The 12602-nt window shown below is 68.3% G+C and carries 6 protein-coding genes; all 6 read right to left on the minus strand.

Going from position 1 to position 12602, the window contains the following annotated elements; all coding sequences use genetic code 11:
* Positions 1–8 precede the first annotated feature (8 nt).
* Positions 9–7460: a VWA domain-containing protein gene (locus tag G5T42_RS03080; RefSeq protein WP_165125277.1), complete on the minus strand. Its 7452-nt coding sequence runs from the start codon at positions 7458–7460 to the stop codon at positions 9–11.
* A gap of 331 nt (positions 7461–7791) precedes the next feature.
* Positions 7792–8010 (minus strand): hypothetical protein, encoded by a 219-nt coding sequence (locus G5T42_RS03085; RefSeq protein ID WP_165125280.1) that lies wholly within the window; start codon positions 8008–8010, stop codon positions 7792–7794.
* A 150-nt stretch (positions 8011–8160) separates the two neighbouring features.
* The gene (tuf, locus tag G5T42_RS03090) at positions 8161–9354 is read right to left on the minus strand and encodes an elongation factor Tu (protein WP_141881972.1); all 1194 of its coding nucleotides are present in this window, start codon (positions 9352–9354) and stop codon (positions 8161–8163) included.
* A 168-nt stretch (positions 9355–9522) separates the two neighbouring features.
* Complete coding sequence (gene fusA / locus G5T42_RS03095; protein ID WP_165125283.1) at positions 9523–11637, minus strand: elongation factor G; 2115 nt, start codon at positions 11635–11637, stop codon at positions 9523–9525.
* 104 nt (positions 11638–11741) lie between these two features.
* Positions 11742–12212 (minus strand): 30S ribosomal protein S7, encoded by a 471-nt coding sequence (gene rpsG, locus G5T42_RS03100; protein WP_133540949.1) that lies wholly within the window; start codon positions 12210–12212, stop codon positions 11742–11744.
* Positions 12213–12217: 5 nt separating this feature from the next.
* Positions 12218–12586: a 30S ribosomal protein S12 gene (rpsL, locus tag G5T42_RS03105; RefSeq protein WP_029145644.1), complete on the minus strand. Its 369-nt coding sequence runs from the start codon at positions 12584–12586 to the stop codon at positions 12218–12220.
* Between the last annotated feature and the right edge of the window lie 16 nt (positions 12587–12602).

Consider the following 12602-nt stretch of genomic DNA (forward strand, 5'->3'; position numbering starts at 1 on the left):
GCGAGGGTCTAGAGGCGTGCCTTCGGCTCTCCCCTGCGGCGGCGCACGATCACCAGGGTCGTGACTCCGCCGAGGAGGGCGAGGAAGCCGAGCACGAGCAGCGGCACCGCCGGCGATCCGCCCGTGACGGGAAGACCCGACAACAGCACCGTCGCATCGTCCGCATCGCGGCCGGTATCCTCCGGGTCGCCGAACGTGTGGTAATCGACCACGCCGACGTTGTTGATGACACTCGCCGTCGTGGCCGGGTTCACCAGCACGGTCACCCGCAACTGGGGTGCGACGGACCGGCCCCCGTTCGGGAAATTGGCCGGCATCAGCGGTCCGAACAGCTCGCACGTGAGAGTTCCGCCGTAACCGGCCGAGTTCTGCCCGGTGACGCCGCATGCGTCCTCGCGCCAGGTCGGGAACAGCAGACCGTTCTCCCGCTCGGCCCAGGTCACGTTCGTGACCTTGAGGCTGGTCGGGATCGCGTCGGTGACGACGATGCCCTCCGCGGCGGAGTCGTCGCTGACGTTCCGGACGTCCATCGTGTAGGTGAACGACTTGCCCGGCTCGGTGCGCTCGACGCTCGCCGTCTTCTCGATCTGCACCTCCGTGTGGCGGGCCACGAAGCACTCCGGCGTCGCCGGCGGGTAGCCCGTCTCGAAGGTCAGCGTCGGGTTGACCTGGATCGTGACGGTCGACGGTCCGCGCCACGCGTAGTCGAGCTCGCTGTTGTCGAGGATCAGCCCGTTGAAGATGAGGTCGACTCTCTGCTGCGGCGTCATCGGCAGGCCCGTCTCGGGATCCCGGTAGTTGATGGGATCCGACCCCGGCACGATGTCGGTGAGCCGGATGGGCCGCCAGCCCGGGTAGTCGATGCTGACGCCGTTCGGCGTGAACACGGCTCCCGGCCACGGGATGACGTTCGCCCAGACGAGGTCACCGCCGGGGTGGGTGAGCGTCACGCTCGCAGGATCGGTCGTGGGGGTCCCGTCGTCCGGCGTCCACGTGAAGTCGATGTCCTCATTCCGCAGGAGCTCGGACTTCGTGACGACCCAGCCGAGCAGCGGTGCGTCGGCCTGGCAGGTGGCGTACAGCGTCGCCGTCAGGTCGCGCGTCGGCACCTCGTCGTCGTCGCAGTTGTTCGCGGGATCGCCGTCGAAGTCGGCCGCGACGCAGACGAGGTTCACGATCGAGTCGAGCGGCGGCACGGGAGCCGGCGGCTCGTCTCCCGGCGGCACCTCGGGATCGGTCGTATGCGGCGCCGGCAGGAACTCCGCCGTCACCCTGATCGTCGCCGATTCCCCGACGCCCAGCTGGTCGATCGTGAGGTCGATCACGTTGCCGGGGAGGTCGGAGTCGTCGTCATAGGCGAGCCCGGCGGGCTCGACCGACAGCGTTCCGTCGACCAGCTGCACCCGGCCCGCGTACGGCGCCTCGCTCAGCGAGTCGTCGAACACGATGACGTTCGTGGCGTCCCCGGTGCCGTTGTTGGTGACGGTGATGACGTACTCGAACTGGTCGCCCGGCTCGACGGACGTCTGGTCGTCGGGAAGCTCGGAGGTCTTCGCGACCCCGACGTCGTCGTAGGTCACCACCTGGCAGGCGTCGTCATCGGCGGTGTATTCGCCCGACGTGACCGTTCCCGTGTTGAACACCACGATCCCGGCGCTCTCCAGCTCGTCGCACTCCTCGAGCGGTCCGACCGGCGGTCCGGTGACGCTCACGACCGCGGAGATCGTGAAGACGTGCGTCGTGATGCCGTCGGCGTCCGGATCGAACCCTGCGTTCACGATCGTCCAGGTGCCGTCGCCGTCGAACGTCGCGTTGTCCGGATCCGGCGTGTCCGCCGTGGCGGCGATCGCCGTCCAGTCTCCCTGCAGCTCGACATTGTCCGGCAGGTCCGGGACGTCGGTCAGCACGTAGCTCAGGCTCGGGCGGGGATCGGCAGCCGTCGTCGGGTACGTCACCGTGATGTCGTACTCGAGCGTCCAGTCACCGGTGTCGGGATCCTGGGTGGCGGGACCCGCCGCGGACTTCACGATGCGCGGGAACACGGGCTCGGCGCAGGCCTCGACGGGTGTCTCCTCTCCACCCGACGAGAGCAGAGCGGTGTTCAGGAACCCGCCGGACTCTCCCTCGCCGGCGTCGCACGAGGTGGTGCCGCCGTCGATCGCTGCGGCGGTCACCGTCGCGACCGCCGTCACGGTGTAGGTGTGCGTGGCCCCGGCCGCGATCGCCTTGCCCGAAGCGAGGTCGGCGGGGTCGGTCACCGGATCGAACGATCCCGACGACTCGCCGGACCACGTCGCCTGGTTCACGGTGATGTCACCGCCGAAGTCCAGCGTGTCGGTCAGGTCGTACTTGGCGGCCAGTCCCTTCGGGTTGCTCGGGCCGGTCGGGGCGAGGTTCACGACGATGTCGTATGTGACCGTCCACCTCCCCGTGGCGGGGTCCTGCTCGGTGCCGGTCACCGTCTTGGTGATCGTCGGGTACACCCGCTCGTCGACGGGGATGCAGTCCGTCCCGTCGATCGGGATGTCGCCCACGAGCAGCGTGGCGGTGTTGAAGAAGCCGCTGCCGGGCTCGCCGGTGCACTCGCCGTCGTCCTGGACGAAGGCATCCGTCACCTCGACGGTCCACGTCACGCGGTACACGTGCGTCGCACCCGCCGGCAGCGCCACACCGGTGACGAAGTCGGTACCAGGCGTGATGGGCGTGATGGGCGGGCTCGCGATGTCGGTGCGCTGCGCCGACCCGGTGCCGAGGGTGATCCCGGCCGCGAACGCCGGCGTGTCGGAGAGCGAGTAGAAGGTGTCGTACCCGCCGGACGTCACCGTCACGTCGTACGACACCGTCCACATGGCCGGGTCGTCGGGATCCTGCGTCGCCGAGACACCCTCCTTCTGCACGGTCGGCAGTTCCGGTGTCGAGCAGTCGTCGGCGGGGATGCCGACGCCGTTCACCGTCACCGTCGCGACATTGAGGAATCCGCCGGCCGTCGGAGGCGTCTGGTCGGTGCACGAGACGGTGTCACCGTCCCAGGCATCCTGATCGATCGTCGCGTGCGCCGTCACGGTGTAGGTCTCCACACCGCTCGCCGCGAGGACGCGGTCGGTCGCGAGCGTCGCGGTCCCCGCGGTGAAGGTGCCGCTGGTCGGACCCGTCCACGAGGCATCCACCACCGCGATGTCGCCGCCGAACTGGAGCGTGTCTGCGAGCGAGTAGACCGCCGCGAGCGCCGCAGAGGGGTTCGTCACCACGACGTCGTAGACGATCTCCCACGTCCCGTCGACGAGCTGCTTCGTGCCCGTCACGGTCTTGGCGATCGTCACATCGGGCCGATCGATGTCGGCGCAGTCGGACGAGTCCGTCACCGTGATGCCGTTGGTGACGGATGCCGTGTTCCACACGCCGCCTCCCTGACCAACGACCGAGCCGCACGTCAGCGCCGAGTCGGGGACGGATGCCGCCACCGAGACCGTGCGCGTGACCGTGTAGGTGTGCGTAGCACCAGGTGGCAGGGTGCCGGTGGCGAGCTCACCCGATCCGGCCCATCCGGCATTCCGCACGAAGGTGCCGCCGCCGACCGGGGTCGGATCGGAGGCCGCCCATGCGCCGCCCGTCACTCCGGCAGGGAGAGCCGCCGCCGTGTCGCTCAGCGTGTACGCGAGCGGGATCTCGGTCGGGTTGGACACGGTCACGAGATAGCGGAGCGTCCACTCCCCCGTGGTGCCGTTCTGCACGGCCGTCTGAGCGATCTTCTGCACGGTCGGGGCGCCGGGGACGGCGCATCCCGTGTCGCTGTCGGTGCCGCCGGGGAAGGTGACGGTCGCGCTGTTGAAGAAGCCGCCCCCGTTCGTCGGCGAGCAGACGAGAGCCGTCGGCGCCACGGGCGACGTGGTGGCCTCGGCGGTCACGACGTACGTGTACGTGTCGGTGCCGCCCGCTTCGATCGCAACGTCGGTGACGTCGGGATCGTTCGCCCAGCCCTGCGTCAGCACGGTGAAGCTCGTGTCGAACTGCGGCGTGTCGGTGAGGGAGTACGTCGTGGGAAGCGTGGCGCTCCCGTTCGCGACGATGACCTCGTAGGTGATCCGCCACGTGCCGTCGGCGAGCTGCTCGACGGTGCCGTCGGCCTTGTCCACCGTCACGGGAACGAGGATGTCGTCGTTGTTGAGCGTGCAGGTGACGTCATCACCGGGGCTCAGCGTCAGCGTGGGATTCGCCGGCGTGGCGCTCGGGAAGCCCGTGCACTCGAGCGAATTCCACACGTACGCCGCCGGGCCGCCGCTCTCGCCGATCGTGTAGACGACGCCCGCGCGGACCGGCTGATCCGTCACGGCTGCGGTGTCCGTCTTGCCGCTCAGTTCCGGGCCGCCCGGAGTGGTGGCCGTGAGCGTCCACGCGTCCGAGGTGGCGGTGCCGCCGTTGTCGTTGACGACCGTCTTGACGAGGGTCAGCCGCGGCGCGATGTCGTCGTTGACGAACCGGTAGACGGCATCGTCGAGCGGACCGACCGTGATCATCCAGTCGCCGTCGCCGTTCTGCCGCGGGTAGCCCGCGGGGTCGGGATTCGCGACGACATCCACCCAGGTGCCGTTCACCCGCTGCTGCAGCCGTGAGAACTGGTACCCGGGGACGTCCGACTCCGTCAGCGTGTACACGTGAACGGGACGCACGCCGAAGGTGCTGCTGGGCTGCTCGGTCTCGGATCCGGGCACTGTGGTGGCCGAAAGACCGGCGAGGGGTGCCGGAGTCGCGGTCAGATCCCACTCCGGCGCCGCCGCCGAGCCGCCGTTGTCATTCACGACGTTCTTGAGCAGCGTCAGAGCTGCCGTCTGGTTGGTGAACGTGCACGCGACGCGGTAGCCGAGCGGCACGTTGACACCGCCGTTGATGCCGTCCGAGAAGCCGCTGCCGGGCCAGGGGTCGCCGTCCGCCTCGACCCGGATGCACGTCGCCGATCCGGTCGACAGCGGGTTGGACTGCAGGTTCGTGCGGTTGTCGGTCTGACGGTAGGCGGGGTCGCCGCCCGTCTCGAACAGCTGGTAGCGCGCGTCGGGCGTGACGTCATGCGTCACCCCGGTCGTCCCAGGCGCGAAGGGCAGCGGCGCGGGCGTGACCGTGCTCTGCGCGTTCAGCGTCCACAGGGTCGGGGCGGCGTTCCCGCCCTGCACCTGCTTCACGAGGGTCAGCGTGCTCCGGCACGTCACGGTGTTCGTGATGGTCGCCGTGTTGTGCACCTGCGAGAGCGCGAGGTTGTAGCCCGCGCCGAGCGGCGTCGACGTCGGAGCGCCGTTGACGCTCGTCACCGCGGCGGAGTTCGTGCACAGCGTGGGATCGATGAGCGAGACCTGCTCGGTCAGCGTCGCGGAGTCGCCCTGCGTGTAGCCGGTCCGCGTGACCCCCCAGCCCTGGTCGGTCGCGCCGGCCGCACCGGGGCCCGTGATCTGCAGCTGGGAGCTCAGTCCGCCGGGCTGCGCACCGTCGGCGTAGGTGACGCCGTTGACGACCCACGTCTTGCTGACGGTGAGGTCGGCGGGCGGGTTGGGCGCCCGGTTGTAGATCACGCAGTTCACGGCCTGCGTACTCGGGACCGAGACGGTGAAGCCGAGTGCGGGATTGGCCGTCGGGACGACGGGCGTGTTGGTGTTGAGGTTCGTGCAGACGGCGTTCTGGCCGCCGACGGGCTGGAGTGCGAACCCGGGCTGCTGGGTCTCGACGACCGTGACCGAGGCGCTCGTCGTGCCGCCGGGGAAGGTCAGCGGGTAGCTGACGGTGCCGGTGCCGTTGGCGGTCGTCGTCTGGACCTGGTTGGGGGTCGTGACGCCGGCCGTGTTGACGGTGCCGGTGAACTGCCAGCCCGCACCGGCCGGGACCGCGCCGGTCGTCTGCCCGACGGGCGTCGTGTTCGGCACGATCTGCTTGGTCACCGTGAGCGTTCCCTCGCAGTTGCCCAGCGCGAGGTTGCGGAGGGCCGTGCCCACCGACGAGTAGTCGGCCGTCTGGTAGTAGTCGGCGACGGCGCCGTTGGAACCGTTGTACGCCGTCGGTCCCGAGATGGCGCGGAGGTTGAGCGCGTTGTTCGCACCCGTCGCCCCGTCGCCGACGCCGAAGGCCAGCACGCGGGTCGGCGCGGCGCCCGCCGGGCCGGCCTTCAGCGCGTTCGCCGAGAAGATGCCGTTCTCCGTCTCGCGGAACCGGTTGTCGCTGCCGCTGCCCTGCGCCGGCTGGTTGTACGACGTGGGGTTGCCGTCGGTGATGATCACCGCGACGTCGAAGTTGTTTGCGGGGCTGTTGGCCGCCGCCGCGACGCCGAGGCCGCGGTCCCAGTTGGTGCTGTCCCCGGCGCTCCAGGCGGCGTAGCGGGCCTTGAAGGCCGTGCCCTGTGCCGCCGTGGAAACCGACGTGAGCGCCGGGAAGTTGGCGTTCGCGCCGGTCGCCGGCGACTGCGAGGAGAACGAGAAGAGCGCCATGCGCGACGGCGTGCCCTGGAGCGAGTCGACGAAGGTGTTCGCTGCGGCCTTCAGCTGGTTCACGGACGGGGCGACGGAGCCGGACAGGTCGAGGATCAGCGCGACGTCGAGACCGCAGGATGCCGCCAGCGTCGGGTTGTTGCGCGACTGCTGCCAGATTCCGCCGGACGCCGTCGGGGTGATGCCCGACGACAGCATGAAGTCGTTGGCGTTCTGCGAGGAGTAGGTCGTGTTGGCCCGGAGCTGCGTCCCTGTGCGGAAGCGGTACGGCGTCGAGTCGCCGGCGCCCGATGAGCCGCCGGTGCGAAGGCTGGGGTTCGCGAAGTAGCCTGCGGGCACGCTGGACGGGATGACCCAATACCGGGCGTCGCGGTTCGCGCCGCCCGGCTGCGTGTTGGGCACCGTGAACGAGCAGTCGCCCTGCGCGTCCGACGTGCACTTCGCCCAGCCGTCGGCCGTGCCGGCGACGCCGTCGGGCCGGGTGCCGCTGGGCGAGTTCGTGCCCGTGTTCAGCAGCAGCACGACGCCGGCGAGATTGGTGACGCCGGTGATGCCGGTGCGGTCGGAGCCGACCTTGACCGTGATGACGGCCGTCGTCGGACCGGGGTCGGGAACGAGGAGGACCCCGACATCGGCGGCATCCTGCTCGGCGGAGACCGACCGGTCGCTCGGGATGAGCTCCGGCGTCTTGATGGCCGGCTGCGTCGGAGCCGGATCCGCCGGCGCGGACTCCTCCGGCGTCGGTGCCGGCTGCTGGTCGGCGGGCGGTGCCGGGTCGTCCGCGGGCGGCGTCGCCTCGCCAGCCGGTGGCGTCGCCTCGCCAGCCGGCGGCGTCGCGCTCTGGGTCGCGGTGTCGTCCGGCGGCGGCGTCGTCTCGGCCATCGCCGGAGCGACGCCCGAGAAGATGAGCGCACCGGAGAGCAGCGTCGCGATGCCACCGGCGTACCACCGATGCCGCAACGTCAGCTTGCGCTGCCGCTCCCGCTCCTCCCGCATGTTGCGGCGCAGCCCCCTGCGCCCCGAATGTTGCCCGCCCAGAACACCAGACATATTGAGTTACCCGTCGCCATCGACTCGGCTCCCCCGGAACTGGGAAGCCGTTGGGGGTTCCACGGAACAAGGAACCCCGATGGAAGACGACATCGTCTGCAGCCAGCCCCCATAGCCGACACAAAGAGAAGCGCTCCCGGTGCGAACGTAGACTGCGCCGCGAGTGCGCGTCAAGTAACGAACGGGAAACGGCCCGCGACTTCGCAGAATGCGGGATGCCGCCTCCCACGCATGGCGAAGGCCCGGGCGCCATCCACCCGGGCCTGCGTCGGAAGCGCTACTTCTCGTTGCCGACGGCGCCGTCGGCCTTGTCGCGGAACTCGTCGACCGTCGCGTCGTACTGGTCCGGCGCGATCTTCTTGGCCAGGTCGGCGGCGCTGTCGAAGACCTGGTCGCTGATCTGCTCGGCCTGGTCGGACTTCAGGAATCCGTCGACGTGGTCCTTGTTGTCCGCGTACGCCTTCTTGCCCTGGTTGACGATGTCCTCGATGCCCATCCGGGCCCCCTTCCGTGCGAATCGCGGCGAGCGCCGCCGCTTCATTCTGTCGGCACCCGGCTCAGCGGTAAACCCTGGGCAAGGAGGCTCCGGGCATGCGAAAAGGGGCCGGACCCGAAGGTCCGACCCCTTTCCCGTAAGTCGAAGGACTTACTTGATGATCTTGGTCACCGTGCCGGCGCCGACGGTGCGGCCACCCTCACGGATCGCGAAGCCGAGGCCCTCTTCCATGGCGATCGGCTGGATGAGCTCGACCGTCATGTCGGTGGTGTCACCGGGCATGACCATCTCGGTGCCCTCGGGCAGCGTGATGACGCCGGTGACGTCCGTGGTGCGGAAGTAGAACTGCGGACGGTAGTTCGTGAAGAACGGGTTGTGACGGCCGCCCTCCTCCTTGGACAGGATGTACGCCGTGCCCTCGAAGTTGGTGTGCGGGGTGACCGAACCGGGCTTCACGACGACCTGGCCGCGCTCGACGTCGTCACGCTTGGTGCCGCGGAGGAGCAGACCACAGTTCTCGCCGGCCCACGCCTCGTCGAGCTGCTTGTGGAACATCTCGATACCGGTGACGATCGTCTTCTGCGTCGGGCGGATGCCGACGATCTCGACCTCGGAGTTGATCGCGAGCGTGCCGCGCTCGGCGCGACCCGTCACGACCGTGCCACGGCCGGTGATGGTGAAGACGTCCTCGATGGGCATGAGGAACGGCTTGTCCTTGTCACGCACCGGGTCGGGGATGGACTCGTCGACGGCCTCCATGAGCTCGACGATGGACTGCGTCCACTTCTCGTCGCCCTCGAGGGCCTTGAGGCCCGAGACGCGGATGACGGGGGCGTTGTCGCCGTCGAAGTCCTGGCTGGAGAGCAGCTCGCGGACCTCGAGCTCGACGAGCTCCAGGATCTCCTCGTCGTCGACCATGTCGGCCTTGTTCAGCGCGACGAGCAGGTAGGGGACGCCGACCTGCTTGGCGAGCAGAACGTGCTCACGGGTCTGCGCCATGGGGCCGTCGGTGGCCGCCACGACCAGGATCGCGCCGTCCATCTGGGCGGCACCCGTGATCATGTTCTTGATGTAGTCAGCGTGACCGGGGGCGTCGACGTGGGCGTAGTGACGCTTCGGGGTCTCGTACTCGACGTGCGAGATGTTGATCGTGATGCCGCGCTGGCGCTCCTCGGGAGCGGAGTCGATCGACGCGAAGTCGCGCTGAACGTTGGTGGCCGACGGGTACTTGTCGGCGAGCACCTTCGAGATCGCAGCGGTGAGCGTGGTCTTGCCGTGGTCGACGTGACCGATCGTTCCGATGTTCACGTGCGGCTTGGTCCGCTCGAACTTGGCCTTAGCCACTGGGTCCTCCTCAGGACGGTCGTGTAGCGATTCCGGGCACTGGTTTGCGACCGGTTCTCTACGGGGATTTCTCTACCTTAGTAGAGGGGTTCGGTTTGATTCTGTGAAGTTGTAGGAGCCGGGATGCCTCGCCCTTCGACGTTGCTCGGGTGAGGCATCCCGGGACGATCACTCGCCCTTGTTCTTCTGGACGATCTCGTCCGCGACGTTGCGCGGAACCTCGGCGTAGCTGTCGAACTCCATGGAGTAGACGGCGCGGCCCGACGTCTTCGAACGCAGGTCGCCGATGTAGCCGAACATCTCGGAGAGCGGCACGAGGGCGCGGACGACCTTGACGCCCGCCGCGTCCTCCATCGACTGGATCTGGCCACGGCGGCTGTTGAGGTCGCCGATGACGTCGCCCATGTACTCCTCGGGAGTACGCACCTCGACCGCCATGAGCGGCTCGAGGATGACGGGGTTCGCCTTGCGGACGGCCTCCTTGAAGCCCATCGAGCCGGCGATCTTGAACGCCATCTCGGACGAGTCGACGTCGTGCGACGCGCCGTCCATGAGGGTCGCCTTCACGCCCACCATCGGGTAGCCGGCGAGCACGCCGACCGCCATCGCGTCCTGGAAGCCCTGGTTGGTGGGCTCGATGTACTCGCGCGGGATGCGGCCACCGGTGACCTTGTTCTCGAACTCGTACGTCTTGTCGGCCGTGACCTCGAGGGGCTCGATCGCGAACTGGATCTTCGCGAACTGGCCCGACCCGCCGGTCTGCTTCTTGTGCGTGTAGTCGTGACGCTCGACGGTCTTCTTGATCGTCTCGCGGTACGCCACCTGCGGCTTGCCGACGTTGGCCTCGACCTTGAACTCGCGCTTCATGCGGTCCACCAGGATGTCGAGGTGCAGCTCGCCCATGCCCTTGATGACGGTCTGGCCGGTCTCGGCGTTCTGCTCGACGCGGAACGTCGGGTCCTCCTCGGCGAGCTTCTGGATGGCGACACCCAGCTTCTCCTGGTCGGCCTTCGTCTTGGGCTCGATCGCGACCTCGATGACGGGCTCGGGGAACGTCATCGACTCGAGGACGACCTGGTTCGCCGCGTCGGAGAGCGTGTCACCCGTCGTCGTGTCCTTGAGACCGATGACGGCGTAGATGTGACCCGCGGTGACCGAGTCGACCGGGTTCTCCTTGTTGGCGTGCATCTGGAAGATCTTCCCGATGCGCTCCTTCTTGCCCTTGGTCGCGTTGACGACCTGCGCACCCGAGTCGAGGTGACCCGAGTAGACGCGGATGTAGGTGAGGCGGCCGAAGAAGGGGTGCGACACGATCTTGAACGCGAGCGCCGCGAACGGCTCGTCGCGGTCGGCGTGGCGCTCGATGATGCGCTCCTCGTCCTTCGGGTCGTGCGCCTCGATCGCGGGCACGTCGAGGGGCGACGGGAGGTAGTCGACGACCGCGTCGAGCATGGGCTGCACGCCGCGGTTCTTGAACGCCGAGCCGCACAGGACGGGGTAGATCTCCGAGTTGATCGTGAGCTTGCGGATCGCGCCCTTGATCTCCTCGACGGTCAGTCCCTCGCCGCTGAAGTGCTTCTCGAGCAGGTGCTCGTCGGTCTCGGCGACCGTCTCGAGCAGGTGCTCGCGGTACTCGGCGACCTTGTCGGCCATGTCGGCCGGGATCTCCTGGATCTCGTACTTGGCGCCCATGGTCACGTCGCCCTTGGCGTCGCCGGGCCACACCAGAGCGCGCATCTCGACGAGGTCGACGACTCCGATGAAGTCGCTCTCGACGCCGATGGGCAGCTGGAGCACGAGGGGCTTGGCCTTCAGGCGGTTGACGATCGTGTCGACGGTGAAGTAGAAGTCCGCGCCGAGCTTGTCCATCTTGTTGACGAAGCAGATGCGGGGGACGTCGTACTTGTCGGCCTGGCGCCAGACGGTCTCGGACTGGGGCTCGACGCCCTCCTTGCCGTCGAAGACGGCGACCGCGCCGTCGAGGACGCGGAGCGAGCGCTCCACCTCGACGGTGAAGTCCACGTGGCCGGGGGTGTCGATGATGTTGATCTGGTTCTTGTCCCAGAAGCACGTGACGGCGGCCGACGTGATCGTGATGCCGCGCTCCTGCTCCTGCTCCATCCAGTCGGTGGTCGCAGCGCCGTCGTGCGTCTCGCCGATCTTGTGGTTGACGCCCGTGTAGAAGAGGATGCGCTCGGTCGTCGTCGTCTTGCCGGCATCGATGTGCGCCATGATGCCGATGTTGCGGACCTTGTTGAGGTCGGTGAGCACTTCTTGTGCCACGGGGTGTCTTCCTTACTTGTGGTTCGGGATGTCGCGGTGGAGTCCTTCGACAGGCTCAGGCACCGGCAAGGCTCTCGCCCCCGGTCCCCGAGCCTGTCGAGGGGTTACCAGCGGTAGTGCGCGAAGGCGCGGTTCGACTCGGCCATCTTGTGGGTGTCCTCGCGGCGCTTGACCGCGGCACCCAGGCCGTTCGAGGCATCCAGGATCTCGTTCTGGAGGCGCTCGGTCATGGTCTTCTCACGACGGCCCTTGGCGTAGCTGACGAGCCAGCGGAGGGCGAGCGTGTTGGCGCGGTGAGGCTTGACCTCGACCGGCACCTGGTAGGTCGAGCCGCCGACGCGGCGCGACTTGACCTCGAGGGTCGGGCGCACGTTGTCGAGGGCCTTCTTGAGCGTGGCGACGGCGTCCTGGCCGTTCTTCGACTCGACGCCCTTGAGGGCGTTGTAGACGATCGACTCGGCGAGCGACTTCTTGCCGTCGACGAGGATCTTGTTCACCAGCTGGCTGACGATCGGAGCGCCGTAGACCGGGTCGTTGACGACGGGGCGCTTCGGGGCGGGTCCCTTGCGAGGCATCTAACTCAACCCTTCTTCGCGCCGTAGCGGCTACGGGCCTGCTTGCGGTTCTTCACGGCCTGCGTGTCGAGCGCGCCGCGGACGATCTTGTAGCGAACACCCGGGAGGTCCTTCACACGACCACCGCGGACGAGCACGAGCGAGTGCTCCTGCAGGTTGTGGCCCTCGCCGGGGATGTAGGCGGTGACCTCGGTGCCGTTGCGGAGCTTGACACGGGCGACCTTGCGCATCGCCGAGTTCGGCTTCTTGGGCGTGGTCGTGTAGACGCGGGTGCAGACGCCGGCCTGCTGCGGGTTCGACTTCAGAGCGGGAGCCTTGGTCTTCGAGACCTTCGGCGTACGCCCCTTGCGAACCAACTGCTGAATAGTTGGCACGTTCTCTCCTTGTAGA

Origin of the sequence: Microbacterium sp. 4R-513 (genome assembly GCF_011046485.1) — a bacterium.
In the GTDB taxonomy this organism is placed as follows: domain Bacteria; phylum Actinomycetota; class Actinomycetes; order Actinomycetales; family Microbacteriaceae; genus Microbacterium.

Coding starts and splice junctions, on each gene's coding strand:
- rpsG (WP_133540949.1), bottom strand. CDS start 12,212: ATGCCTCGCAAGGGACCCGCCCCGAAGCGCCCCGTCGTCAACGACCCG.
- G5T42_RS03085 (WP_165125280.1), bottom strand. CDS start 8,010: ATGGGCATCGAGGACATCGTCAACCAGGGCAAGAAGGCGTACGCGGAC.
- G5T42_RS03080 (WP_165125277.1), bottom strand. CDS start 7,460: ATGCGGGAGGAGCGGGAGCGGCAGCGCAAGCTGACGTTGCGGCATCGG.